The following is a 23,920-nucleotide window of genomic DNA, read 5'->3' on the forward strand; positions in this document are numbered from 1 at the left end:
CAGCGGAGATCGATGTTCGTCTCTCTCGCGCTCACGGCGCTGCTCGTCGAGGCGGCGGTCGGTTATCCCCAGGTCCTGGTGCGGCGGATCGGCCATCCCGTGATGTGGATGGGTGCGCTGATAGCATGGGCGGACCGCCGCTGGAACGGGGCAGACGGCTTTGCCGCACGACGTGCGCGCGGCATTGCGCTCGTGTGCCTGCTCGTCGCGGGGGGGATGACCATCGGCCTCGCCGCAGCGTGGGTGATGCAGGCGGTCGTGGGCGAGCCGGTCGCAACGATCATCCTTGGTGTGGCGGCAAGCAGCCTGCTGGCCCAGCGCAGTCTCGACACGCATGTCGCCGCGGTTGCAGAGGGACTGGAGCAGGAGGGGCTCGAGGGCGGCCGCCGAGCGGTCTCGATGATCGTCGGCCGCGATCCCGATCGGCTGGATGAAGCAGGCGTTGCGCGGGCCGCGATCGAGAGCCTGGCAGAAAACTTCTCCGATGGCGTCGTCGCACCCGTGTTCTGGCTCGTCGTCGGTGGTCTTCCAGGTATCCTGATCTACAAGGCTCTCAACACCGCGGACAGCATGATCGGTCATCTCTCGGACCGGCACCGCGCGTTCGGCTGGGCGGCGGCGCGGCTCGACGATCTCGTCAACCTGCCGGCCTCGCGCCTGTCCGCGCTGTGGATCGCAGCCGCTGCGGCCTGCATCCCGAGCGCCTCGGCTTCGGCCGCGGTGCGAGCCGTTGCACGTGATGCGTCGAAGCATCGTTCGCCCAATGCCGGCTGGCCGGAAGCGGCGATGGCCGGTGCGCTCGGACTGCGCCTGGCGGGGCCGCGCGTCTATCACGGCCATCTGGTCACCGATGCCTGGATGGGCGACGGGCGCGCCGATCTCGACGCGTCCGACATCCGGCAGGCCTTGCGGCTGTATCGGCTGGCCTGTCTGGTTCAGGCCCTGGTCGTCGCAGGACTCGTCCTGGTCAGGATCCTGTAGCCGCCACGGGCGGCGCGGGCTTGCTCGCCAATGCCAGGATACGGTCCACGTCAACGTAGCGCTCGAGATGCGCCGCGAGTGCATCCAACGTCGTGTCCACATCGATCTCATAGGAGAGGCCGCTGGTCGTCGCGCCGAGGCTGCGCAGCCAATGGCTGCGCAGGCCGTCGTCGGCGAACAGGCCATGCACGTAGCAGCCGGCTACCAGGCCATCAGGCGCGATGGCGCCATCGCGCCGGCCATCGGAGAAGGTCAGGAAGGGGCGCTGTGTCGCCCGTCCCTCCGTGTGGCCGATGTGCATCTCGTAGCCGCGGAACGAGAGCTTATCGTGCGTCAGCGTGCCCTGGACCTCGCGCAACGCCTTGTCATCGGTCAATGTCGTTTCGACGTCGAGCAGGCCAAGTCCCGCGACGGACTCGGGCGTGCCCTCGTGCCCATCGGGATCGCTGATCACACGCCCCAGCATCTGATAGCCGCCGCAGATGCCGAGTACGCGGCCGCTGCGGCGCAGATGCGCGATAAGATCGATGTCCCAGCCGACTTCACGCAAGGCGGCGAGATCGGCAATCGTGGCCTTCGAGCCCGGCAGGATCACCATCGATGCGTCGCCGGGGATCGGCGTGCCAGGCCGCAAAAACTGCAGATCGATTCCATCTTCCAGCCGCAACGGATCGAACTCGTCGAAATTGGAGATGCGCGGGTAGGCGAGGATGACGACCTTCGGCCGCTGTCCTCCCGATGATCCGCGTTCAGCCAGGCCAAGCGCGTCCTCCGCTGGCAGGCGGCGCGCATCCGAAAAATGCGGAATGAGCCCGAGCGATGTCCACCCCGTCCGCTGCGCGATCTCGTTCATGCCCGACGCAAACAAGGCCGGATCGCCGCGAAACTTGTTGACGAGGAAACCTGCCACACGCGCGGCATCGTCCGGCGGGATCACAGTCCTGGTGCCGACCAGGCTCGCAATCACGCCGCCCCGATCGATATCGCCGATCAGCACCACCGGAATCTGCGTCGCTTGCGCAAAACCCATGTTGGCGATGTCGCCCGCGCGCAGGTTGATCTCGGAGGCGGAGCCTGCGCCTTCGACCAGCACGATGTCGGCATCCGCTGCGAGGTGATGGAAGCTGTCGAGCACCGCCGCCATCAATTGCGGTTTCATCGCCTGATAGGCGGATGCCTTGGCATTGCCGATGACGCGGCCCTGGACCACGACCTGCGACCCGATCTCGCTCTGCGGCTTCAGCAGTACCGGGTTCATGTGCACGGTCGTCGGCCGCCGCGCCGCGCGCGCCTGCAGCGCTTGCGCGCGTCCGATCTCGCCGCCATCAGCGGTGACGGCGGCATTGTTCGACATGTTCTGTGGCTTGAACGGCGCCACCTTGAGGCCGCGCAATGTCAGCGCGCGCGCGAGCCCCGCGACGATCAGCGATTTGCCGACGTCGGAGCCGGTGCCCTGGAACATGATGGCGCGCGCGCTCATGAGCTCAGTACTCGATGCCTTCCTGCGCCTTCACGCCGGCTGCGAAGTGATGCTTCACGAGGTTCATCTCGGTGACGAGATCGGCGGCCTCGATCAGCTCCGGCTTGGCGTTGCGCCCGGTGACCACCACGTGCAGATCGGGACGGCGCGCGGCGAGCGTGGCGACGATATCTGCGATATCAAGGTGATCATAGCGCAGCGCGATGTTGAGCTCGTCGAGAACGAGCAGCCGGATCGAAGGATCCGCCAGCAATTCCCGAGCCTTCGTCCAGGCGCGCTCGGCCGCGGCGACGTCGCGCGCGCGATCTTGCGTCTCCCACGTAAAGCCTTCGCCGAGCGTGTGCCACGACACCTGGTCGCCGAACCGCTCGATCGCCTTGCGCTCGCCGGTTTCCCACGCGCCCTTGCCGAACTGCACGACGCCGATGCGAAAACCGCGGCCGAGTGCGCGCAGCATCAGGCCCCAGGCCGCCGTCGATTTGCCCTTGCCCTTGCCGGTGTGAACGATCAGCAGGCCCTTCTCGACGGTCTTGGAGGCGACCTCGGCATCCTGCACCGCCTTGCGGTTCTCCATCTTCGCCTTGTGGCGTGAATCGTCGGCGCTTTCGGTCATCGGCATGTCCTTCCCGTTACTTCAATGTCAGCGGCAGGCCGGCCGCCATCAGGATCACGCGATCCGCGACGGCCGCGACGTTCTGGTTCAGCCGTCCCTGCGCATCACGGAAGGCGCGGGCAAGCGCATTGTCCGGCACGATGCCGAGTCCGACTTCGTTGGACACGGCCACGATCGGGCCACGCGCGTTCCTGAGCGCGTCGATCAACTCGGCTGATCTTGCCGCCACGTTCATGTCGGCGAGCATCACATTGCTGAGCCACAGCGTCAGGCAATCGATCAGCATCGGCGCGCTCGAATTTGCCCGTGCACGGACCAGGCCTGCAAGATCATGCGAGGTCTCCAACGTCTGCCATCCCTCGGTGCGGCGCGCTTTGTGCTGCGCGATTCGGTCCTTCATCTCATCGTCGAACGCCTGCGCGGTCGCAACATAGGTCCAAGGTGCGGGAAGGGCGGTCACGAGCGCCTCGGCATGACGGCTCTTGCCGGAACGCGCGCCACCGAGCACCAGGGTGAGGCGCGGCAGGGCGGGATGCGGGCGGGCGGGGACCATGGGGGACGATTCCGATTGACGGGCTTTGGCGCGACCCGTATCTAACAGATGACGGTTCTCCGAAAGGAGAGATTTAGGGAACACGGTGCGGGTTCTTGACCCAAGGCCGTGGCTGCCCCCGCAACTGTAATCGGCGAGTGTGAGGCCAAAGCACCACTGGGAAACCGGGAAGGTGGCTTCATGCGGTGACCCGAGAGCCAGGAGACCTGCCGTCGACATTGCTGTTGGCCGACCCGTCGCGCGGGGAGTCGCGATGCTGGTTCTGATCCCGCCGGGATGGGCGGGATGCCGTCGGATGCAGCGCATCGTCCGGTCCTCTGGGGAGCCGGCAAGCGACGGAGACGGCCATGAAGTTGACCCGTACCACGACCTTTGCAGCCGCGAGCCTGGTGCTGCTCGCCGCCGATCCCGCCTTCGCGCATCACATGATGGATGGCAAACTGCCGCAGACGTTTGCGCAGGGCCTGCTGTCCGGCCTCGGCCATCCTGTGATCGGAATCGACCATCTGGCCGCCATCGTCGGTGCGGGCATCGTTGCAGCGCTTCTGGGCCGCGGCTTCGCGCCGGTGCTCGCCTTCACCACCGCGATGATTGCGGGCGTCGGCCTTCATGTGGCCAAGGCCAACATCCCGGCTGCCGAGCTGCTGGTCGGCCTGACCACCGTCGTGGTCGGTCTGGTGGTGGTGATGCGTGGCGGTTTCGGTGTGCTGCCCGTCGCCGGCCTGTTCGCCGTGACCGGCCTCGTCCACGGCTATGCGCTGGGTGAATCGATCGTCGGGGCAGAGAACACCCCGCTCGGGGCCTATCTCGCCGGTCTGCTCGTGATCCAGACCCTCATCGCCGCCGGCGCGTTCCTCGGCACCGGGCTGCTGTCGGCGAAAGCCAAGGCGGCTGCGCCGCTAGCGCTGCGGCTCGCGGGCGCCGCCATCGTGCTGGTGGGCGGCGTCGCCGCGGCGACCGCAGCCGGCGTGATCGGCTGATTGATGTCCGCATCGGAGATTGGTGAGACGACGCTGTTCGTCTGTGTCACCTGCCGCACGCAGGTGACGGAAGCTGCGTCGCCTGATCAGCCGCGGGCCGGAGCCCGTCTGCTCGCCGCGATCGAGACGTTGACGACCGCGCAGCGCGCCGGTGTCGCCGTGGTCGGCGTCGAGTGCCTGTCCAACTGCAATCGTGCGTGCACGGTTGCAGTGACGGCGCCGGGCAAATGGACCTACGTGCTCGGCGCGCTCGATCCGGATCTGCATGTTCAGGATGTGCTGACATTCGCGCAGCTGCATCAGCGCCATGACGCCGGCCTGCCGGCCTGGCGCGAGCGTCCCGAATACATCCGCAAGAACACCGTTGCGCGCGTTCCCGCGCTGTCAGCACCACGCTGAAACGAGAGATCGTATCGCCATGACGAAGTCGTTCGCCAAGACGCCTTGCACCATCGTCACCGGCTTCCTCGGCGCCGGCAAGACCACGCTGGTGCGCAACCTGATCGAGACCGCGAATGGCCGCCGGCTCGCCATCATCGTCAACGAGTTCGGCGATGTCGGCATCGACGGCGACATCCTGAAAGGCTGCGGCGTGCCGGACTGTCCGGAGGATCGCATCGTCGAGCTGTCGAACGGCTGCCTGTGCTGCACCGTTGCCGATGATTTCGTGCCGGCGCTCAGGAGCCTGCTGGATCAGAAGGAGCCGCCTGAGCATATCGTGATCGAGACCTCGGGGCTGGCGCTGCCGAAGCCGCTGGTGCAGGCCTTCAACTGGCCGGAGATCGCGACGCGCGTGACCGTCGACGGTGTGGTGGCGGTCGTCGATGGTCCGGCGGTGGTCGCCGGCCGCTTCGCCGACGATCCCGACGCGCTCGCTGCGCAGCGCGCCAGTGATGCTTCGCTCGATCACGACAACCCGCTGGAGGAGGTTTACGAGGACCAGCTGCTGTGCGCCGATCTCGTCGTGATGAACAAGAGCGATCTGATGAGCGAGGAGCAGCGCAAGGATGTCGCGGCCGAGATCGCCGCGAAGGTGCAGCGTGCCGTCAAGGTGATCGCGACGGAGCACGGTAGGCTGTCGGCTTCAATTCTGCTCGGGCTCGGTGCCGCGGCGGAGGACGATCTCGCGGCCCGGCCGTCGCATCACGACAACGAGGCCGAGCACGACCACGACGATTTCGAGAGTTTCGTGCTCGACGTCCCGGCGCAGGCCTCGCCCGATGCGCTCGTCGACCGCATCGCGGCCGCCGTCGACGCGCATGACGTACTGCGCGTGAAGGGGTTCGTGGAAGTCGCCGGCAAGCCGCTGCGCCTCCTGGTGCAGGCCGTCGGCAACCGCATCCAGCATCAGTTCGAGCGCCCGTGGCGATCGGGCGAATCGCGGCAGGGGCGGCTGGTGATCATCGGCGAGCGCGGCCTCGATGCCGCCGCCATCCAGAGCCTGATCACAGGATAGGCGGAACCGATGCACCTGCTGGCGACAACGGGCGCGGATCTCGACGACCTCGAACAGGCCGTGGATCTTGCACAGTCGCCGGCCGAAATCGTCGTGCTGTCGTTCTCGGATAGCGACTTGTCGGCATTGGCCGAGGCCTGGACCGCGTCGTCGGATGAGCTGCCGAGCCTGCGCCTCGCGAGCCTGAAACGGCTGAAGCATCCGATGTCGGTCGATCTCTATGTCGACCGCGTCGTGCTGGGCGCGCGCGCCGTCGTCGTGCGCTGTCTCGGCGGGCTCGACTATTGGCGCTACGGGCTGGAGCGCATCGCATCGGTCTGCCGCAGCCGCCACATCCTGTTCGCGGCACTGCCGGGTGATGATCGCGCCGACGACAGGCTTGCTGCGCTCTCGACCTTGCCGCAGGACGCGACCTCGCGTCTCTACGGCTATCTGCACGAGGGTGGCGTCGGCAATGCGCGCGAGGCCCTGCGCTATCTCGCGACGCTGCTCGGGCGCGACGTGCAGTTTGCCGAACCGATCGCGATCGGTTCGATCGTCGGCTTCAGGCCCGATCGCGGAGCCGTCGGCATCGATGATCTCTGCGGCCACGATGATGCGCGGACGTGCGCGCTGATCGTGTTCTACCGTGCGGGCCTGCTCGCTGCCGATACGGCCGGGATTGCTGCGCTGATGCGGGCGCTCGAAGGTGAAGGGCTGGCGGCAGTCGCGGTCGCGGTGACCAGCCTGAAGGATCCCAATATCGGGGATGCACTGGCGCGACTCGTCCAGCGCCGGCGTCCTGCGATCATTTTGAACGCCACCGCGTTCTCGGCGCTGCGCGACGACGGCACCACGGTGCTCGACGTGGCTGATGCACCAGTTCTGCAAATCATCCAGGCGCAGAGCACCGAAGAGGCCTGGGCCTCGTCGGCGCGCGGACTGTCGCCGACGGATCTGGCCATGAATGTCGTTCTGCCGGAGCTCGACGGCCGACTGTTGGCGCGCCCGATTGCGTTCAAGGGTGAAACGCCGGCGGATGAGCGTCTGCAGTTCGGCACGATGCGCTATGTGCCCCGACACGACCGCATCGCTTACGTCGCCCGGCTCGCGGCGCGATGGGCGCGGCTGCGGGCGCTGCCGGCAAGCGAGCGGCGCGTGGCGCTGCTGCTCTCCGATTATCCGGCGCGCGGCGGGCGCCGCGGCTACGCTGTCGGTCTCGACACCAGCGAAAGCGCAGCCGCCATTGCGCGGCTGTTGGCGGAGGCGGGGTACGATATCGGCCGCGCAGCGCCGACCGCCGAAGATGTTGACGCGCTGCTGCGGGACGAGGCAGATGAGCTCGTCGTGCCGCTCGCGGCCTATCGGTGTGCTCTGGCGCTGTTGCCGGATGAGCTGCAGCGTGCGCTACATGACATCTGGGGAGAGGCGGAAGCGGACCCGGCGGTTCGAGATGGCGCCTTCCGTTTTCCGGTGCTGCGTGCGGGAAAATTCTGGGTCCTGTTGCAGCCGGATCGTGGCAATCGCGCCGATCGCAAGTCCGGCTACCATGACACGAGCGTGCCTCCGCGGCACGCCTATGTCGCGCTCTATGCGCATCTGCGTGAGACCGAGCGGATCGATGCGCTGATTCATCTCGGTGCGCATGGCACGCTGGAATGGCTGCCTGGCAAGGCACTGGCGCTCTCAAATGCGTGCTGGCCGGAGGCCGTGCTGGGCCCGCTGCCGGTGATCTATCCCTTCATCGTCAACAATCCCGGCGAAGCGATGCAGGCCAAGCGGCGATTGTCGGCACTGACGCTCGGGCATCTGACGCCGCCGCTGTCGCAGGCCGGTCTGCACGGACCCTTGCTGGAGCTGGAGGGGCTGGTCGAGGAATATGCCGAGGCGGATGGCCTCGACAAGCGCCGGCTCGGACTCCTAGAGGACGAGATTGTCGCGCGGGCTTGGCAGAGCGGCCTGGCCGCCGATTGCGGGCTCGACCGCGCAATGACCGGACGCGAGGCGATCGCACAGCTCGATGCGCAGCTCTGTGACATCAAGGAGCTCGCGGTGCGCGACCGCCTGCATGTGTTTGGGGAGGCGCCCGACACGGCGGCGACCGGCCTGCTTGCGGATGCGATCACGGCGGCCATGGGGCCGGCGGCCGCGACGGTCGATCGCGCCGACATCGCCGCACGGATCGCCGCGAGCGCTGCAGCCGAACGCAGCGCGTTGCTCGCGGCACTCGACGGTCGCCGCGTCGCTGCCGGTCCCGCCGGCGCGCCGAGCCGCGGCCGGCTCGACGTGCTGCCCACGGGGCGCAATCTCACCGCGATCGACCCGCGTGCGATCCCGACCCGGACCGCCGCTGTGGTCGGCGTACGCGCGGCTGACGAGGTGATCCGGCGCTATTTGCAGGATCATGGTGACTACCCGCGCGCGCTCATGCTCGATCTCTGGGCGTCCGCATCGCTGCGCACGGGCGGTGACGATCTGGCCCAGGCCTTGGCTTATCTGGGCGTGCGGCCGCGCTGGGACCTCAACTCCAATCGTGTCACCGGCGTCGACGTACTGCCGTTGGCGATGCTCGACCGCCCGCGCATCGATGCGACGCTGCGGATCTCGGGGCTGTTTCGCGACCTGTTCGAAGCGCAGATCGCGCTGTTCGATCTCGCCGTGCAAAAGGTGGCCGCGCTTGACGAGGACGATGCCGACAATCCGCTGGCCGCGGCACGGCGGCGCGGCGAGAGCCTCGCGCGCGTGTTCGGCGGGGCGCCTGGCAGCTACGGTGCCGTTGCCGCCGACCTTGCGCTCGGAATGGGCTGGACGAGCCGGTCGCAGCTCGGCGAGGCGTATCTCGAGAGCGCCGCTTATAGCTTTGGCGGGACGCATGACGGCGCGTCTGCTTCCGACACGTTCCGCGCCCGCGTCCGCAGCGCCGACGCCCTCGTGCATCCGCAGGACGATCGTGAGCGCGACCTGCTCGATGGCGAGGAGGTCGCCGACTTTGCCGGAGGCTTTGCGGCGGCCGCGGCGTCGCTCGGCGCGTCGCCCGCGCTGCTGCATCTCGACACCAGCCGTCCGGAGGCGCCGGCGGCGCGGACATTCGGCGAGGAGATCGCCCGCGTGGTGCGCGGCCGTCTCACCAATCCGCGCTGGATTGCGGGAATGCTCGCGCATGGCTATCGCGGCGTCGCCGAGATCGCGCAGGGCGTCGACGCGCTCTACGCCTTTGCCGCCACCTCTGACGCCGTCGCCGAGCACCTGTTCGATCTGGCGCATGGGGCGCTGCTGCGCGACGAGGCCGTGTTGGACAACATGGTCGCGCGCAATCCGGCGGCGGTCGCCGCGATCGTCTCGCGATTTGAGGATGCGCTACGCCGGCAGCTATGGGTGCCACGCCGGAATGCGGTCGCCGATGAGCTTGCGCATGCCCGCACGCGCCTGACGCAAGCGGAGAGCGCGTCATGACCGCCTCGGTCGAGATCAAGGGCTGGTGCCCGGGCGCGCGGCGTCCGATGCCGAGCGGCGACGGGCTCATCGTTCGCGTCCGGCCGCATGGCGGCGCGTTGCTGGTGTCGGCGCTGCGTGAGCTTGCCGAGGCTGCTCGGCACTACGGCAACGGCCAGATCGACCTCACGCGCCGCGCCAATCTGCAAATACGTGGCGTATCGTCCGAGATGCTCGCGCCGCTGTGGGAGCTGATGGCATCGCTCGGCCTGCTCGATGACAGCGCCGAGCTCGAGGCCATCCGCAACATCGTCGTCAACCCGCTGGCGGGACTCGACCCGGCCGAATGGGTCGACATGCGCCCCGTCGCCGCCGAGCTGGAGACGCTGCTGGCCTCGGATCAGGCGCTCCATGCGCTGCCGCCCAAGTTCGGCTTTGCGCTGGACGGCGGCGGCAGGCTGCCGCTGACCGGGCTCGCCGCGGATGTTCGTCTCGTCGGCTGTAGCGGTCCTGAAGCCCGGCGTGTCGCCGTTGGCATCGCCGGTTCTGTTGAGGCCGTGTGGCTGGGAACGACAGCCGATGCCGATGCGGCGTCGACGGCTGTGCGGCTCGCGCGGCTGGTGCTGCAACACAGCCCGACGCGGCGCTCCGCAGATATGCCGCCGCACGCGCGCGCCGCCGTCGGCGCCGAACTGGGCCTTGATCTCTCCAACGTCATCGCGACGCCATCAGCCGCGAAATCGCAACGACGTTGCGGCATCATTGCCCTGACGGATCAAACCTGCGCCGTCGGTCTCGGCGTGCCATTCGGCCGCATCGATAGCGGCACGCTGGCGCGGCTTGCGGCCATGCTCGCGGCACACGATGTCGCCGAGGTCCGCCTGTCTCCATGGCGCGCGCTGTATGTCGCCGCGGGCGCCGTGACCGCGGAGCAACTGGTGGCGGATGCAGCCCGGCTCGGCCTGGTTGTCGACGATACCGATCCACTGATGCGCATCGACGCCTGCTCGGGCGTCGGCTGCTGTCCGTCGACGGGACTGGCGACGCGACAGCATGCCCGCGTGCTCGCGGATGCGATGGCCCGGACCGGATTCAACGGCACGCTGCACGTCTCCGGCTGCGCCAAGGGCTGCGCACGCTCGGCAGCCGCGGACGTCGTGCTGGTCGGCGAGGGTGAAGGTTATCACATCGTCCGCAACGGCACGGTGAAGAGCGAATCCTGCGGCATGCTCGATCCCACTGAGACCGACGTCGACGGGCTGTTCGAAACGAAAGAAAAGGCCCATGTCTGAGCTGCGCGACTACATCAAGGACGGGGCGGAGATCTATCGCCGTTCGTTCGCGACCATCCGCGCCGAGGCCGATCTGTCGCGCTTCCACGGACTGGAAGAGAAGATCGCCGTGCGCATCATCCATGCCTGCGGCATGGTCGAGATCACCTCCGACATCGCCATGTCCGAACACTTCGCCGCCGAAGCGCGGGCGGCGCTCGATCGTGGCGCGCCAATCCTGTGCGATGCCAAGATGGTGGCGCAGGGGATCACGCGGGCGCGGTTGCCGGCGAAAAACGAGATCATCTGCACGCTCGATGCTCCGGAGGTGCCGGCGCTCGCCGCGCAGCTCGGGACGACCCGATCCGCGGCGGCGCTGGAGCTGTGGCGGCCGCATCTCGGCGGCGCGCTGGTGGCGATCGGCAACGCGCCGACGTCGCTGTTTCATCTGCTCGACATGCTCGATCAGGGCGCGCCACGGCCGGCTGCGGTGATCGGAACGGCCGTTGGGTTCGTCGGAGCCCGGGAATCCAAGGAGGCGCTCGCGGCCGACGGCCGTGTGCCGTATCTGATCGTGAAGGGTCGGAAGGGCGGCAGCGCCATGGCGGTCGCGGCGGTGAATGCCATCGCGAGTGATGTCGAATGAGCCTGCTGGACACCATCGCGGGCTCGGCAAATCCGGGCACGCTCTACGGCATCGGCGTTGGTCCGGGCGACGTTCGTTATCTGACCTTGCGCGCCGCCGGCCTGGTCCGGTCCGTCGATGTGGTGGCGTTCTTTGCCAAGCGCGGCATGGAAGGCAACGCGCGACGGATCGTCGCGCCGTTGATGGAATCGGGCCGGCACGAGCTGCGGCTCGAATATCCGGTCACGGAGGAATTGCCCGTTGCCGACCTGTCCTATCAGTCCCAGATCGCCGACTTCTACCGACGTGCGTCGGACAGCATCACCGCGCATCTGGCGGCGGGGCGATCGGTCGGTCTGCTGTCCGAAGGCGACCCGTTCTTCTACGGCTCGTTCATGCATATGTGGCGGCGGCTCGAGCGCGATCATCCGGTCGAGGTCGTCCCGGGCGTCACCGGCATGTCCGGCTGCTGGACCAAGGCCAATGTTCCGATCACCTGGGGCGACGACGTCCTCTCCGTTTTGCCGGGCACGCTGGGCGAGGACGTCCTGCATGACCGGCTGACGCGTTGTGAGGCCGCTGTCATCATGAAGGTCGGGCGCAACCTCACCAAGGTGAAGCGCGCGATCATCAGCGCCGGCTTGCTCGATCGTGCGCTCTATGTCGAGCGCGGCACGATGGAAGCGCAGCGTGTCGCGCCCCTGGCCGAGGTGGAGCTGGAGCGCGGCCCCTATTTCTCGATGATCCTGATCCCCGGACAGGGGCGGCGGCTATGACGGGCACGCTGACCATTGTCGGCGTCGGCCCGGGGCGAGCCGAACTGATCACGCCGGCCGCCTCGGCCGCCATCGCTCGCGCGACCGATCTGATCGGTTATGGACCGTATCTCGACAGAGTGACCACGACGAGTCCGGGCCAGATCCGGCACGCCAGCGACAATCGCGTCGAGCTCGACCGCGCCCGCCACGCACTCGGGCTCGCAAGCGACGGCAAGCAGGTCGCGGTGGTGTCGGGCGGTGATCCCGGCGTCTTCGCGATGGCCGCAGCGGTGTTCGAAGCGGTCGAGGCGGGACCGGCGGCCTGGCGCGACCTCGACATCCGTGTCGAGCCTGGTGTCACGGCCATGCTGGCAGCCGCGGCTGAGGTCGGGGCGCCGCTCGGTGGCGACTTCTGTGCGATCTCGCTGTCTGACAATCTCAAGAGCTGGACGACCATCCGCCGCCGCCTGGAGGCGGCCGCTGCAGCCGATTTCGTCATCGCGCTCTATAATCCGCTGTCCAAGGCGCGCCCGCATCAGCTGGGGGAGGCGTTCGCGCTGCTGCGGCGGATCAAGCCGGCTTCGACCATCGTCATCCTGGTGCGGGCCGCGGGCAGTGGTGATGTCAGACAGATCATCACCACGCTGGGCGAGGTGGATCCCGACAAGGCGGACATGCGCACGCTCGTGCTGATCGGATCGACGGCCACGCGCCTGATCGCGCGCGGGGGCAAGCCGCCCTTCGTCTATACGCTGCGTCGTGAAGTCGAGGGCGGCGCATGAGCGAGCTGCGCCTCCAGCCACAGCAACGCGGCCCGCGCGCCGTCCAGCGCGACGCCATGCGGCTTCTCGGGGCGGGTGATCATCACCACCGGAATCGCGAGCCGTCGCGCGGCTGCGATCTTCGGATAGGTCGCGGCTCCACCGGAGTTCTTCGACACCACGAAGGCGATGCGCTCCTGGATCAGAAAGGCTTCCTCTGTCGGCTCGTCGAACGGCCCCCGATCGTGGACGAAGCGAATGTCGGGCGGCAGCAGGACGTCACCAGGCGGGTCGATGGTTCGGGCGACATAGCGATGCTGCGGGGCTGCCCCGAAGGCTGCGAGCTCCAGGCGACCAAGACTGAGGAACACAGGCGCCGGATCCGCTCCGAGCGCCGAAGCCGCGTCGTCGGCACTGTCGACCTCGATCCAGCGATCGCCGGCCTGGCGTTGCCACGCCGCGCGCCGGATCGACGCCAGCGGCACCGACAGCGCATGACAGGCTGCGACGGCATGGCGCGAGATCTGGTCGGCGTAGGGATGCGTTGCATCGACGACGGCGTCGATCGCATGATCCCGCAGCCAGGCTTCCAGTCCGGCGATGCCGCCGAAGCCGCCGATGCGCGTCGGCAGCGGCTGCGGTTTGGGCGAAGCGGTGCGGCCGGCGAGCGAGAGTGTCGCCGTGAACCGGTCGTCGCCGGCGAGCAGCCGCGCCAGCTCCGAAGCCTCGGTCGTCCCGCCGAGAATGAGGATACGCATGCGGGGAAGCGTCCATGGTGAACTCGGCCGCAACTTGCAACGCGCAGCGCTGGCTGTCCATCGTCGGGATCGGCGAGGACGGCGTTGACGGCCTCTCGACGCCTGCGCGACGTCTCATTGCGCAGGCGGCCCTCGTGGTCGGCGGCGCCCGTCACATCGAGCTTGCAGCGCCGCTGATTGCGGGCGAACGGCTGGCCTGGCCCAGCCCGCTGAAGCTCGCGTTCGATCAGATCGCGGCGCGACGAGGAGAGCCCGTCGTGGTTCTCGCAAGCGGGGATCCTTTCAACTACGGCGTCGGCAAGCAGCTCATGCAGCGTTTCGCGTCCGCCGAGATGCTATGCGTCCCGCAGCCCTCGGCCTTCAGCCTCGCGGCGGCGCGGCTCGGCTGGCCGCTGCAGGACGTGGCGCAGGTGACGTTGCACGGCCGCGCGCTCGAAGGGATCATCCGCCATCTTGCGCCGGGGGCGCGCATTCTGGCGCTGGCCTGGGATGGATCCACCGCCCCAAGGCTCGCCGCGCTGCTGACCTCACGCCGCATGGGACGCTCGCGCCTGACGGTGCTGGAAGCGATCGGCGGCGCGCACGAACGGGTGCGCAGCGCGCTGGCGGACGCGTTCGATCTTTCCGATATCCATCCGTTGACCACGATCGCGATCGAGGTTGATGCCGAGGTTGATGCGCCCGTGATCCCGCTGACCACCGGTCTTGCCGATGATCTGTTCGAGCATGACGGCCAGCTGACCAAGCGCGAGGTCCGCGCCGTGACGTTGTCGGCCCTGGCGCCACGTCCGGGCGAACTGCTGTGGGACGTCGGGCTGGGGTCGGGCTCGGTGGCAATCGAGTGGCTGCTGCGTCACGGCTCGTTGCGCGCGTTCGGGATCGAGGCGCGGCAGGACCGGGCCGACCGGGCGATGCGCAACGCGCTGGCGCTCGGCGCTCCCGAGCTGAAGCTGGTGATGGGGCGCGCGCCGGCGGTGTTGGCGGATCTTGAGACGCCGGATGCGGTCTTCATCGGCGGCGGCATTTCGGAAGCGGGGGTGTTCGAAGCCGTCTGGTCACGGCTGAGGTCCGGCGGCCGCCTCGTCGCCAACGTGGTGTCGCTCGAAGGCGAGGCGCGGCTGATCGAGCTGTTCGGCAAGCATGGCGGTGAACTGGTCCGCATCGCCGTTTCGCGGATCGAACCGGTCGGTCGCATGCATGGCTGGCGGCAGGCCATGCCGATCACGCAGTGGCGGGTGACGAAGCCATGATCGCGCTCGGGATTGGCTGCCGCCGTGCCGCCAGCGTCGCAGACATCGAGGCGGTGATTGCACATGCGCTCTCGCTTGCGCGCCTCGCACCCGCGGACGTGGCGGTGCTCGCCACTGCGGCCGACAAGGTCAGTGAGCCTGGCGTGATCTGCGCCGCGCAGCGGCTTGGCCGTCCGCTCGTCGCCATCGCCTCTGCTGACATGGCGGCTGTTGCCGATCGCGCGATCACGCGGAGCGATCGCGTCAGGCGCTTGAAGGGTGTACCTTCGGTTGCCGAGACGGCGGCGCTCGCTGCCGCCGGCGCGAATGCCCGGCTGATCCTCGTGCGCGTCGCAAACGCCGCGGCGACCTGCGCGCTGGCGGAGGGCGAGGCTGTCACCGATGCGGAGCCTGCGCCATGACGGTGCACTTCATCGGCGCCGGTCCCGGTGCCGCCGACCTGATCACCTTGCGTGGTCGCGACCTGATCGCGCGCTGCCCGGTGTGTCTCTATGCGGGCTCGCTGGTTCCTCAGGCGCTGCTCGATCATTGTCCGCCCGGTGCGCGTATCGTTGATACGGCACCGATGTCGCTCGACGAGATCGTGGCCGAGATCGAGCGTGCCACGCTCGCGGGCGAAGATGTGGCGCGGCTGCATTCCGGCGATCTCTCGATCTGGAGCGCGCTCGGCGAACAGCTGCGGCGCCTCGACGCGTTGAGGATACCCTACACGATCACACCCGGCGTGCCGTCGTTCGCGGCGGCGGCGGCCGCGCTCGGTCGCGAGCTGACCTTGCCGGGACTCGCACAATCGGTGGTGCTCACGCGTACCTCCGGCCGCGCTTCGGCCATGCCGGAGACGGAACAGCTTTCGCTGTTCGCGCAGTCGCGCGCCACGCTCGCCATCCATCTCTCCATCCATGTTCTCGACAAAGTCGTCGAGGAGCTGCGGCCGCACTACGGCGACGACTGTCCGGTGGCGATCGTCTATCGCGCGAGCTGGCCGGATCAGTTGATCCTGACCGGCACGCTGGCGACGATAGTCGGGCAGATCACGACTTCCGCCGTGGAGCGGACCGCGCTGATCCTGGTGGGCCGCGCGCTCGCAGCTGAGGATTTTCGCAATAGCGCGCTGTACGATGCCGATTATCAGCGACGCTTCCGCGGGAGGGGCGAATGAGCCGGCCCGTAACTCTGTCCGACCAGCCGGCCATCGCGGTCGAACACGGCGACATCGAGCGCAACGTCGTTGTCGCTCAGCGCACGCCGCGCCGTCTGCCAGGCGGCGTGCGCGACGACCTCGCCGGCCGGAAATCCGAGCCGCTCGGCCTCCTGAAGCACCTGCAACGCGGTGTTGGCGGTGCGTGCGGTCGTGACCAACGCGTCCGGCGCGCCGGCGTCATGCAACGTGTTCGCGAGCCAGCCGAGATCGACTTTGCCGGCGCGCGAATGCAGGTCGAGCAGGCCCTGGCCGAGCTTGGTCATCTTGGCGAAGCCGCCGGCCACGGTGATGCGGGCCACCGGATGCCGGCGCAGATATTTCAGCATGCCGCCGGCGAAATCGCCCATGTCGATCAGCGCCGTCTCTGGCAGGCCGTGGAGCTGCTGCACGGCCTTCTCCGATGTGCTTCCCGTCGCGCCGGCGATGTGCGGCAGGCCGGCGGCGCGCGCGACGTCGATGCCGCGATAAATGGAGTGGATCCAGGCGGCGCAGCTGAACGGCACGACGATTCCCGTGGTGCCGAGGATCGACAGGCCGCCAACGATGCCGAGGCGCGGGTTCAGCGTCTTCCGGGCGAGCTCCTCGCCGCCAGGAATGGAGATCTCGATGATGACGTCGCGTGCCGCGCCGAGCGCTGCAGCGGCCTCATTGATCGCCGCCGCGATCATCTCGCGCGGCACCGGATTGATCGCAGGTTCTCCCGGCGGCAGCGGCAATCCTGGTCGCGTCACTGTGCCGACGCCGGGGCCGGCGCGGAACGTCACGCCGGAATTGTCTGCACCGCGCCGCAAAGTCGCTTTGACCAGCGCACCGTGCGTGACGTCAGGATCGTCGCCGGCGTCCTTGATGACGCCGGCGGTTGCCTTCGCGCCGTCGGCCTCGTGCATCGCGACCGCAAAGCCGACACGACGTCCGCCCGGCAGGGCGATCTCGACCATGGCAGGACAGTTGCCCGTGATCAGCAGCTCGTAGGCGGCGCGCGCCGCGGCCGTGGCGCAGCTGCCGGTCGTCCAGCCACGCTTCAGCGGTCGGTTCGGCGGATCCGCGGTTTCCATCATGTCCGTTCGCATAGCACATTTTGCCATGCCTCGGCGGCGTTGCGGCCATGACCATGGTGACACCCAGCGGGATCATCATCGCCGCGCCGCGTTCGGGCGCCGGCAAGACGACGGTGACGCTCGGACTGCTGCGTGCCCTCAGCCGGCGCGGCACGCGCGTGCAACCCTTCAAATGTGGCCCCGACTATATCGATCTCGCCTTTCACACGGCTGCGGCAAGACGGACGAGCTACAATCTCGACAGCTGGGCGATGTCGGCGCCGCAACTGCTGGGGCTTGTCCGCGACGTTGCCGCCGACGCCGATATCGCCATCGTCGAGGGCGTCATGGGCCTGTTCGATGGCGCATCGCATCCCGGACGCGCGGGCAGCGGCTCGGCCGCGGATCTCGCAGCCCTGACCGGCTGGCCGGTCGTGCTCGTTCTCGATGTGAGTGGGCAGACCGAGACGGCCGCTGCCGTCGCGCTCGGCTGCGCGCGTTTTCGCGACGATGTTCACGTGGCCGGCGTGATCCTCAATCGGGTCGCGAGCGAGCGGCATCGGGCGCTCATCGAGCCGGCGTTCGCGACCATCGGAATCAGGCTGCTCGGCGCGCTGGCGCGGGACGCGCAATTGACATTTCCCGAACGTCATCTCGGACTGGTCCAGGCCCAGGAGATCACGGCCCTCGAAGCCCATCTCGAGCGTCTCGCGGCAAGCGTCTCCGGAGCCGTCGATCTCGAGGCGCTGCTGGGTCTCGCGAATCCGATCCGCTCTACCGATCTCGCTGCGCAGACATCTGGCCTTGGCATCAAACCGCCCGGACAGCGCATTGCGCTCGCAGCAGATGCGGCCTTCTCGTTCAGCTATCCGCATCTCCTGCGGCACTGGCGCGCCCATGGCGCGGAGGCCATCCCGTTTTCGCCGTTGAACGACGAGGCTCCCGATCCCGCAGCCGACGCGGTGTGGCTGCCAGGCGGCTATCCCGAATTGCATGCGGGACGGTTGGCCTCGGCGCGGTCGTTCCTCGATGCGTTGCGCGCGATGGCCTTGCGCGGCGTGCCGATCCACGGCGAGTGCGGTGGCTACATGACGCTGGGGGCGGGACTCGAAGATGCCCACGGTGTCCGGCATGCGATGGCGGGGCTGCTGTCGCTGGAAACCTCGTTCGCACGACGCCGCTTGCATCTCGGCTACCGTCAAGCGACCCTATTGGCCGATTGCAGCCTCGGCCGAAGGGGCGCCGTCGTTCACGGTCACGAATTCCACTATGCAACCATCCTGAGCGAGGCAGACGATCCGCTGATCGCGTGCCGCGATGCGTCGGGCGGCGTCGCCGCCGAGCGCGGCGCCCGGCGCGGGTCGGTGACGGGATCGTTCCTGCACGTCCTGAGCGGGGAGGGCGCATGAGCGAGCCAGGCCGAAGCCCTCCGCAGTTCGACGCGACATTCCGGCAGCGCTTTGCCGAGCTGGTGCGCTGGCGTCGCGACGTCCGCCGTTTCCGCTCGGATCCGGTCTCCCCAGAGCTGATCGAACAGTTGCTCGCGCTCGCGTCCCATGCGCCATCCGTCGGCTTCTGCCAGCCCTGGCGGTTCGTGCTCGTCGAGAGCCCTGAACGCCGCGCGACGGTCATCGAGAACTTCGAGCGCGCGAACCAGGCCGCGCTCGCCGGTTATGATGGAGAGCGACGCGCGCTCTATGCAAGCCTCAAACTGGAAGGCTTGACGCAGGCGCCGATCCATCTCGCCGTCTGCGCCGACGAGGGCGCTGCCACCGGTCATCGGCTCGGCCGCGCCACGATGCCGGAAACGCTCCGCTACTCGGTGGTGGCGGCGATCCAGACGTTCTGGCTGGCGGCGCGCGCCGAAGGTCTCGGCGTCGGCTGGGTGTCGATCCTGGACCCAGCGGCTGTCTGTCGCGAACTCGCGTTGCCGTCCGACTGGAGCCTGATTGCGTATCTCTGCGTCGGCTGGCCGCAGGAGGAACATGACGATCCCGAGCTGGAACGTCACGGCTGGGAAACGCGGCTCGACCAGACAGTGATCAAGCCGCTCAAGCGCTAGGTCACGATGCGAGCGCCAACGCCGGTGCGTCAACCGTCCTTGGCTCGCCAACAGCGCCCGCGGCGCTCATGAGCTGAAACCGTGTGCCGTGCAGGTTGATGGTCAGTGGAATGCCGCGGAAGTCGTCGTGAAAGGCGCGGATGCGGCGCGCCATTTCGGCCGGATCGATGTCGGCGGACATGTCGCACATGGCGGCGTACATCTGTCTGGTGCTCTTCGCTCCGCTCCAACCGACGCCGAGCGCCGGCAGCGGGCCGGCGTCGCAGGCGAGGTCGCGCGACATGCGCCAGAACAAATAGGCGAGCCGCACGAACGTCATCTGCTCCAAACCACGGACATCCACGCCGCGCGGGATGTCGAACGTCTCGACACCGACAATCGGGCCGCAGTCGACACGGGTCTCCATCACATGGGCCGTTGCGCCGAAGCGCGTCGCACCGTCGTACATCGCGAAATGAGCCGGCGCCCAGCCCGGATAATCCGGCGGGGCCGGATGAAAATTGTAGGCGCCGTGGCCGAGCGCCTGAAGGATGTCGGCAGGCACGATGACGCCGGTCGTGAAGGCAAGCAGGCGGGATCTGCCGAGCACATCGCGTTCGATGGCTTCGATGTCCTGCAGGCTGACCGCGAAACGGAATGCGAGGGCAGGGTTGTGCGCCCGTAGCAGCTCCGACAGCGCAAGTTGCTGGTCGCGGCTGCCGGTGAGAAGAATGATGGTGTCGAACATGATTTGTCCTGGTTGGCGTCAGCGGCGATGGGCGTTGAAGGTGGCGGGCCGGTGCGCAGCTCCCGAGGTGGCCGTCGCGGCGAACAAATTGGCCGGCAGCTCCTGACCGGGGATGATCTCGAGCACCATGTTGTCGGCCAGCAAAGCGGCCTCCCGCGCGATGCGAACCTCCGGCTGCCACGAGCACAGTGAGAGCTCGAGGCGGCCAAAGCCGCCGCAATCAGCGACGAAGGCGCTGGTCAGCTTCTCGATGCTGTCAGCGGCGGCGCGCGCGCTGCTGCTTCCGACGTCGCGCAGGATGACCGTGACACCTCTGCCGGATTTTACTTTCGAGCGCACCACGAGCAGCGACTCCAACGCGCCGACGCGCCCGGCTCGCCGGGGCGACCGCGCCACCTCGGCAAAGTCCGGGTCGGGACCAAGATCAGCCTTTGTCGGCTTCAGATTGTGGACGATCGTCGCGTTGCGGACTCCGGCTTCCCCTGCGACGGCATGGTAGCTGCGGGGAAGCCAGACCGTGTCGAGCGCGATCTGGGAGCTCACCGCACTCCAGGCCTGATCGATCTGATAGCCGTCCCAGATATCGGGATATGAAGAGGCGATCTCACGCCAGGTCGTCAGCATTGTCCCGGCCGCCTTGGACCGGCCGAAATAGAGGGTGCGCGGCGACATCTCCCAGCCGTTCCACTTATGGACGGCAAAGTCGCAGCCTGCCAGATGAGGAAGGTCCGGAGGTGCTTGGAACATCACGTCGGCCTCGACGTACAACAGCGGTTCGCGATTCCGCTGCCACATCCGCGCGATGAAGTCGGCCTTGTCCGCAGCGCTCAGGCGTTCGCCGGGGCGGCGATCGATCGCCTCGATGTCGAATGGGAGCCCGAGCCGCTGCAACGAGCGTCTGAGATGATAGACGTGCAAGTCGCCGACCGTCGTTGGATGGCAGGACACGACACGCATCGCAGTTGCCGGTGCTGCGTCCGGCGCAGGCCAGTCGCGGCCGCCCCACCATAATTCGTGCGGGCCGTCGTCTGAGGTGCCGACGGTGCCGAACTCGGTCAACTTGGATTTCAGGAAATCGAACGCGGGGTTTTCGCCGAAGGGGATCACCACGGCGTCATGCGAGGTCAGCGCGCCGTACAGCAGCTCCGCCCCGGCGCCCGTTGGCGGGTCGACCAGGACGATAGTGCGGCCACGGCCAGGCGGTGGAAGGTCATCGCAGTGAACCACCGGCCCGAATGTTCGCGACAGCCATTGCAGACGATGACCTTGCCGCTGACCGAGCCTGACGCCGTGAGCGCGCAGGCTTTGCACCGGGTCGTGGTCGTTGGTCTTCAGATCTTGTCGCGTCATGCCGGGCCCTCCCGCACAATAGAACGGACCACGTCGGCCAATCAGGCGCGTCGATCGCTCATGCGCTTGCGTCGGTGTCTTGCGACAATGCGAGTAAGATCGGGCTTTCGACACGGAAAACGCGAGCTTCGTTTCGCAATGTTGCCGGGCGCGCTGCTCGAGGCCGCAACAGATGACAAACACCGTGGCTGCGCGAGCAGAAGTATTCGCAATCACTTCGATCTGATGCGCGCCTTATCAAGGCCGAAGCGGACGATTGGTCTCGTAAACGAAGTCGCAGTGCGGATCACGAGCTTCACACCGGATATATCGCGTGCGGTGACGCTCTGGAGCCTCGATGCAGATCGAAACATTCAGCAACATTCGTTGACGCTATAGACATGATGGCCATCTACGCGCGCGCGTCGGCGGCGTGCGACGCAGCGCGTCGATCGCTTCATCTATCGTGCTATCAGCAACTATAACGTACGAACGCGATGGATCAGGCGCGCAATGTCGCAAAAGTCGTCACGCGATTCAAAAATCGCGTCCGCGGCAACTGACAGAATCGAAAAATGCGATAATTTCGTCGAGGTGATTCGGAAAAAATTGCCGGGCGAGATGATCGTTTCGCAATAATTCCGAACCTTGCTCAACCGCGGACTTTGTGTGCGCGGTATGCATCCACGGATGCTGTTAGTAAGCGTTGCAGCTCGCGTTTTCTGCTGAATTCGTCTTCTGGAATGAATCCCCCGCCATGCCGAACATCGGCCTCTCTTTCTCAACGATCGTCGGGCGCTCGATCCGCGTGCGGCAGAATTTGCCTGTCCCTAGGCAAAACATTCCATCTAACTACCTGAAAAGTCACAAAAAATCTTCGCCTGCTTCTTTCGGTCGCCACGTTCAACGATCGGAAGCCGTCTGCGAATGCCGCATTCGGCATTGCGGGTTGGAGATTCGGAAATGAGCTACGCGCTGGACGTCTGGGCCCCGGCCGATGGCATATCTTCGAAAGAGCCGGGGTCCCCGGACGTCGCGGCGCTGTCGTCGAGCGAGTCGGCCAGCACGGTTCCCGACTCCGCGCCGCCAGGCGAGACCGCGGTCTTCGACGAGGACAAGGACCTGCTCGACCGGCTCGCCACCGGAGAGGAGCTCGCATTTCGTCTTCTCGTCGAGCGCCACATCGATCGCGCCTATGCGATTGCGTTGCGCATCGTCGGCAATGCCGCCGATGCCGAGGACGTCGTGCAGGACACGATGTTGAAGGTCTGGACTCACCGGGGGCGGTGGCAGCACGGTCGCGCCAAATTCTCGACCTGGCTCTATCGCGTCGTCAGCAACCGCTGCATCGACATCCGCCGCAAGCCGCGGACCGAGAATGTCGACGTGGTACCCGAGGTTGCGGACGGCAAGCCGGATGCAGTGAGCGTCATCGAGCGTGCGGAGCTCAGCGTCCTCCTGGAGGGGGCGATGCAGCGGCTTCCGGAGCAGCAACGGATCGCCGTGATCCTGTCGTATCACGAGAACATGAGCAACGGCGAGATCGCCGAGGTGATGGACACGACAGTGGCCGCCGTGGAGTCCTTGTTGAAGCGGGGACGCCAGCAACTGCGCGACATGCTGCGGCGTCACGAGCGCGACATTCGCGGCGCCTTCACGGATTGCTAACCATAAAATTCTCGGCGCAGGAGAATTCCCGCCTGAATCCCGCAGGCGCTTCCGTTTGATCGGTCAGACGGGGCCGATCCGCACCGTCAGTCCTTCCACGATGCGGCGTGCTTTGCCGATCACTCAGGAGTCCTCACCGTGCCCGCAATTTCCACCAACATCGCCGCCAACTCCGCCGTCCGTTACCTGAACATCAACTCCAACCAGGAGACGAGCTCGCTCGCCAAGCTGTCGAGCGGTTCGCGCATCACGTCAGCCTCGGACGACGCGGCCGGTCTCGCCATTTCCACGCGCATCTCGTCGGACATCACCACGCTGCAGCAGGCTGCGACCAACGCGGCGCAGGCGACGTCGATCCTGCAGACAGCGGATGGCGGCGCGTCCAACATCAGCGACATCCTGGCGCGCATGAAGTCGCTGGCCTCAGAGTCCGCATCGGGCACCACGGTCGGAACCAGCCGCACTTACATCCAGTCGGAATTCTCGCAGCTGATCAGCGAAATTTCGTCGATCGCGACCGGAACGCGCTATAGCGGCCAGAGCCTGCTCGACGGCACCAGCACCTTCTCGTCGGGCGTCTCGGTCCTGGTCGGCTCGTCCGCGTCCGACACCATCAACATCACGCTGTCGGATCTCACCGCGAGCACGCTCGGCGTCTCGTCGCTCGACGTCAGCACCCAGACCGGCGCGACCGCAGCCTTGACCGCTCTCGACACCGCGATCGACACCGTGTCGAAGGCCCGCGCCGACATCGGCGCGCAGGAATCGCGTTTCAACTTCTCGGCGGACTCGATCTCCACACAGACGCAGAACCTGCAATCGGCCAACTCCGCGATCAAGGACGTCGATATCGCGTCGGAGCAGGCGAAACTGTCGTCGGCGCAGGTGAAGACCCAGGCCGCGGTGTCGGCGGAAGCCGCCGCCAACCAGATCCCGCAGTACCTCCTGAAGCTGCTGGGCTGAGCCGTGATCTGCCGGGCCGGCGCCTCGCCGGTCCGG

Annotated in this window: 23 protein-coding genes and 1 riboswitch; of the genes, 16 read left to right on the forward strand and 7 right to left on the reverse strand. The window is 67.3% G+C overall.

The window, feature by feature from the left end; all coding sequences use genetic code 11:
• Positions 1 to 12 precede the first annotated feature (12 nt).
• Positions 13 to 981 (forward strand): adenosylcobinamide-phosphate synthase CbiB, encoded by a 969-nt coding sequence (cbiB, locus tag QX051_RS22375; RefSeq protein WP_315777603.1) that lies wholly within the window; start codon positions 13 to 15, stop codon positions 979 to 981.
• Here cbiB and QX051_RS22380 read toward each other — a convergent pair.
• From QX051_RS22380 to cobU, 3 genes are read right to left on the reverse strand one after another with little or no spacing between them, the layout of a single operon-like run.
• Positions 968 to 2,461 (reverse strand): cobyric acid synthase, encoded by a 1,494-nt coding sequence (locus tag QX051_RS22380; RefSeq protein WP_315777604.1) that lies wholly within the window; start codon positions 2,459 to 2,461, stop codon positions 968 to 970. The two genes, cbiB and QX051_RS22380, sit on opposite strands and share 14 nt — an antisense overlap.
• A 4-nt stretch (positions 2,462 to 2,465) precedes the next feature.
• Positions 2,466 to 3,074 (reverse strand): cob(I)yrinic acid a,c-diamide adenosyltransferase, encoded by a 609-nt coding sequence (gene cobO / locus QX051_RS22385; protein ID WP_315777605.1) that lies wholly within the window; start codon positions 3,072 to 3,074, stop codon positions 2,466 to 2,468.
• A gap of 16 nt (positions 3,075 to 3,090) precedes the next feature.
• Positions 3,091 to 3,627 (reverse strand): bifunctional adenosylcobinamide kinase/adenosylcobinamide-phosphate guanylyltransferase, encoded by a 537-nt coding sequence (cobU, locus tag QX051_RS22390; protein WP_315777606.1) that lies wholly within the window; start codon positions 3,625 to 3,627, stop codon positions 3,091 to 3,093.
• Positions 3,628 to 3,662: 35 nt separating this feature from the next.
• A riboswitch (cobalamin riboswitch) is annotated at positions 3,663 to 3,856 on the forward strand.
• A gap of 118 nt (positions 3,857 to 3,974) precedes the next feature.
• Here cobU and QX051_RS22395 point away from each other — a divergent pair.
• The 8 genes from QX051_RS22395 to cobJ are packed head-to-tail and all read left to right on the forward strand — an operon-like array spanning position 3,975 to position 12,910.
• Positions 3,975 to 4,607, forward strand: coding sequence for a HupE/UreJ family protein (locus tag QX051_RS22395; protein ID WP_315777607.1), 633 nt, complete (start codon positions 3,975 to 3,977; stop codon positions 4,605 to 4,607).
• Positions 4,608 to 4,610: 3 nt separating this feature from the next.
• Positions 4,611 to 5,006, forward strand: a complete 396-nt coding sequence (locus QX051_RS22400) for a DUF1636 domain-containing protein (protein WP_315777608.1) — start codon at positions 4,611 to 4,613, stop codon at positions 5,004 to 5,006.
• Between the two features lie 19 nt (positions 5,007 to 5,025).
• Positions 5,026 to 6,063, forward strand: a complete 1,038-nt coding sequence (gene cobW / locus QX051_RS22405) for a cobalamin biosynthesis protein CobW (protein WP_315777609.1) — start codon at positions 5,026 to 5,028, stop codon at positions 6,061 to 6,063.
• Positions 6,064 to 6,072: 9 nt separating this feature from the next.
• Positions 6,073 to 9,495, forward strand: coding sequence for a cobaltochelatase subunit CobN (gene cobN / locus QX051_RS22410; RefSeq protein WP_315777610.1), 3,423 nt, complete (start codon positions 6,073 to 6,075; stop codon positions 9,493 to 9,495).
• Positions 9,492 to 10,766, forward strand: coding sequence for a precorrin-3B synthase (gene cobG, locus QX051_RS22415; protein ID WP_315777611.1), 1,275 nt, complete (start codon positions 9,492 to 9,494; stop codon positions 10,764 to 10,766). The genes cobN and cobG overlap by 4 nt, the downstream gene beginning before the upstream one ends.
• Positions 10,759 to 11,391 (forward strand): precorrin-8X methylmutase, encoded by a 633-nt coding sequence (locus QX051_RS22420; RefSeq protein WP_315777612.1) that lies wholly within the window; start codon positions 10,759 to 10,761, stop codon positions 11,389 to 11,391. Before cobG ends, QX051_RS22420 begins: the two co-directional genes overlap by 8 nt.
• Positions 11,388 to 12,146 (forward strand): precorrin-2 C(20)-methyltransferase, encoded by a 759-nt coding sequence (locus tag QX051_RS22425; RefSeq protein WP_315777613.1) that lies wholly within the window; start codon positions 11,388 to 11,390, stop codon positions 12,144 to 12,146. Before QX051_RS22420 ends, QX051_RS22425 begins: the two co-directional genes overlap by 4 nt.
• The gene (cobJ, locus tag QX051_RS22430; protein WP_315777614.1) at positions 12,143 to 12,910 is read left to right on the forward strand and encodes a precorrin-3B C(17)-methyltransferase; all 768 of its coding nucleotides are present in this window, start codon (positions 12,143 to 12,145) and stop codon (positions 12,908 to 12,910) included. Before QX051_RS22425 ends, cobJ begins: the two co-directional genes overlap by 4 nt.
• On the opposite strand, the gene QX051_RS22435 is transcribed toward cobJ, so the two are convergent.
• Positions 12,874 to 13,647 (reverse strand): cobalt-precorrin-6A reductase, encoded by a 774-nt coding sequence (locus QX051_RS22435; RefSeq protein WP_315777615.1) that lies wholly within the window; start codon positions 13,645 to 13,647, stop codon positions 12,874 to 12,876. The two genes, cobJ and QX051_RS22435, sit on opposite strands and share 37 nt — an antisense overlap.
• Before the next feature lie 14 nt (positions 13,648 to 13,661).
• On the opposite strand from QX051_RS22435, the gene cbiE reads away from it, so the two are divergent.
• The 3 genes from cbiE to cobM are packed head-to-tail and all read left to right on the forward strand — an operon-like array spanning position 13,662 to position 16,056.
• Positions 13,662 to 14,897 (forward strand): precorrin-6y C5,15-methyltransferase (decarboxylating) subunit CbiE, encoded by a 1,236-nt coding sequence (gene cbiE, locus QX051_RS22440; protein ID WP_315777616.1) that lies wholly within the window; start codon positions 13,662 to 13,664, stop codon positions 14,895 to 14,897.
• A complete protein-coding gene (locus QX051_RS22445) occupies positions 14,894 to 15,298 on the forward strand; it encodes a cobalamin biosynthesis protein (protein ID WP_315777617.1) in 405 nt (134 codons plus the stop codon). The genes cbiE and QX051_RS22445 overlap by 4 nt, the downstream gene beginning before the upstream one ends.
• On the forward strand, positions 15,295 to 16,056 hold the full coding sequence (cobM, locus tag QX051_RS22450; protein ID WP_315777618.1) for a precorrin-4 C(11)-methyltransferase: 762 nt from the start codon (positions 15,295 to 15,297) through the stop codon (positions 16,054 to 16,056). The genes QX051_RS22445 and cobM overlap by 4 nt, the downstream gene beginning before the upstream one ends.
• Here the strand turns inward: cobM and QX051_RS22455 are convergent.
• Positions 16,026 to 17,156 carry a cobalt-precorrin-5B (C(1))-methyltransferase gene (locus tag QX051_RS22455; protein WP_315777619.1) on the reverse strand — a complete coding sequence of 377 codons (1,131 nt, stop codon included), beginning with the start codon at positions 17,154 to 17,156 and terminating at the stop codon, positions 16,026 to 16,028. The genes cobM and QX051_RS22455 overlap by 31 nt on opposite strands.
• A 47-nt stretch (positions 17,157 to 17,203) precedes the next feature.
• On the opposite strand from QX051_RS22455, the gene QX051_RS22460 reads away from it, so the two are divergent.
• Positions 17,204 to 18,544, forward strand: coding sequence for a cobyrinate a,c-diamide synthase (locus QX051_RS22460; protein ID WP_315777620.1), 1,341 nt, complete (start codon positions 17,204 to 17,206; stop codon positions 18,542 to 18,544).
• The gene (gene bluB, locus QX051_RS22465; RefSeq protein ID WP_315777621.1) at positions 18,541 to 19,197 is read left to right on the forward strand and encodes a 5,6-dimethylbenzimidazole synthase; all 657 of its coding nucleotides are present in this window, start codon (positions 18,541 to 18,543) and stop codon (positions 19,195 to 19,197) included. Before QX051_RS22460 ends, bluB begins: the two co-directional genes overlap by 4 nt.
• A 1-nt stretch (position 19,198) precedes the next feature.
• On the opposite strand, the gene QX051_RS22470 is transcribed toward bluB, so the two are convergent.
• Positions 19,199 to 19,924: a formyltransferase family protein gene (locus QX051_RS22470; protein ID WP_315777622.1), complete on the reverse strand. Its 726-nt coding sequence runs from the start codon at positions 19,922 to 19,924 to the stop codon at positions 19,199 to 19,201.
• A gap of 18 nt (positions 19,925 to 19,942) precedes the next feature.
• Positions 19,943 to 21,274 (reverse strand): hypothetical protein, encoded by a 1,332-nt coding sequence (locus QX051_RS22475; RefSeq protein ID WP_315777623.1) that lies wholly within the window; start codon positions 21,272 to 21,274, stop codon positions 19,943 to 19,945.
• A gap of 942 nt (positions 21,275 to 22,216) precedes the next feature.
• Here QX051_RS22475 and QX051_RS22480 point away from each other — a divergent pair.
• Both QX051_RS22480 and QX051_RS22485 read left to right on the forward strand, forming a co-directional pair.
• On the forward strand, positions 22,217 to 22,921 hold the full coding sequence (locus tag QX051_RS22480) for an RNA polymerase sigma factor (protein ID WP_315756401.1): 705 nt from the start codon (positions 22,217 to 22,219) through the stop codon (positions 22,919 to 22,921).
• A 138-nt stretch (positions 22,922 to 23,059) separates the two neighbouring features.
• Positions 23,060 to 23,884 (forward strand): flagellin, encoded by an 825-nt coding sequence (locus QX051_RS22485; RefSeq protein ID WP_315739750.1) that lies wholly within the window; start codon positions 23,060 to 23,062, stop codon positions 23,882 to 23,884.
• Positions 23,885 to 23,920 lie beyond the last annotated feature (36 nt).

It is taken from the genome of Bradyrhizobium sp. SZCCHNR1053 (genome assembly GCF_032381235.1).
GTDB lineage: Bacteria > Pseudomonadota > Alphaproteobacteria > Rhizobiales > Xanthobacteraceae > Bradyrhizobium.

Excerpts from the sequence above, each read along its gene's own strand:
- QX051_RS22380 (WP_315777604.1), bottom strand. The coding sequence starts at position 2,461 with ATGAGCGCGCGCGCCATCATGTTCCAGGGCACCGGCTCCGACGTCGGC.
- cobO (WP_315777605.1), bottom strand. The coding sequence starts at position 3,074 with ATGACCGAAAGCGCCGACGATTCACGCCACAAGGCGAAGATGGAGAAC.
- cobJ (WP_315777614.1), top strand. The coding sequence starts at position 12,143 with ATGACGGGCACGCTGACCATTGTCGGCGTCGGCCCGGGGCGAGCCGAA.
- QX051_RS22455 (WP_315777619.1), bottom strand. The coding sequence starts at position 17,156 with ATGATGGAAACCGCGGATCCGCCGAACCGACCGCTGAAGCGTGGCTGG.
- QX051_RS22395 (WP_315777607.1), top strand. The coding sequence starts at position 3,975 with ATGAAGTTGACCCGTACCACGACCTTTGCAGCCGCGAGCCTGGTGCTG.
- cbiB (WP_315777603.1), top strand. The coding sequence starts at position 13 with ATGTTCGTCTCTCTCGCGCTCACGGCGCTGCTCGTCGAGGCGGCGGTC.
- cobG (WP_315777611.1), top strand. The coding sequence starts at position 9,492 with ATGACCGCCTCGGTCGAGATCAAGGGCTGGTGCCCGGGCGCGCGGCGT.
- cobM (WP_315777618.1), top strand. The coding sequence starts at position 15,295 with ATGACGGTGCACTTCATCGGCGCCGGTCCCGGTGCCGCCGACCTGATC.
- QX051_RS22435 (WP_315777615.1), bottom strand. The coding sequence starts at position 13,647 with ATGCGTATCCTCATTCTCGGCGGGACGACCGAGGCTTCGGAGCTGGCG.
- QX051_RS22480 (WP_315756401.1), top strand. The coding sequence starts at position 22,217 with ATGAGCTACGCGCTGGACGTCTGGGCCCCGGCCGATGGCATATCTTCG.
- QX051_RS22425 (WP_315777613.1), top strand. The coding sequence starts at position 11,388 with ATGAGCCTGCTGGACACCATCGCGGGCTCGGCAAATCCGGGCACGCTC.
- QX051_RS22445 (WP_315777617.1), top strand. The coding sequence starts at position 14,894 with ATGATCGCGCTCGGGATTGGCTGCCGCCGTGCCGCCAGCGTCGCAGAC.
- cobN (WP_315777610.1), top strand. The coding sequence starts at position 6,073 with ATGCACCTGCTGGCGACAACGGGCGCGGATCTCGACGACCTCGAACAG.
- cobW (WP_315777609.1), top strand. The coding sequence starts at position 5,026 with ATGACGAAGTCGTTCGCCAAGACGCCTTGCACCATCGTCACCGGCTTC.
- QX051_RS22475 (WP_315777623.1), bottom strand. The coding sequence starts at position 21,274 with ATGACGCGACAAGATCTGAAGACCAACGACCACGACCCGGTGCAAAGC.
- cbiE (WP_315777616.1), top strand. The coding sequence starts at position 13,662 with ATGGTGAACTCGGCCGCAACTTGCAACGCGCAGCGCTGGCTGTCCATC.
- QX051_RS22420 (WP_315777612.1), top strand. The coding sequence starts at position 10,759 with ATGTCTGAGCTGCGCGACTACATCAAGGACGGGGCGGAGATCTATCGC.
- QX051_RS22470 (WP_315777622.1), bottom strand. The coding sequence starts at position 19,924 with ATGTTCGACACCATCATTCTTCTCACCGGCAGCCGCGACCAGCAACTT.
- cobU (WP_315777606.1), bottom strand. The coding sequence starts at position 3,627 with ATGGTCCCCGCCCGCCCGCATCCCGCCCTGCCGCGCCTCACCCTGGTG.
- QX051_RS22400 (WP_315777608.1), top strand. The coding sequence starts at position 4,611 with ATGTCCGCATCGGAGATTGGTGAGACGACGCTGTTCGTCTGTGTCACC.
- QX051_RS22460 (WP_315777620.1), top strand. The coding sequence starts at position 17,204 with ATGACCATGGTGACACCCAGCGGGATCATCATCGCCGCGCCGCGTTCG.
- bluB (WP_315777621.1), top strand. The coding sequence starts at position 18,541 with ATGAGCGAGCCAGGCCGAAGCCCTCCGCAGTTCGACGCGACATTCCGG.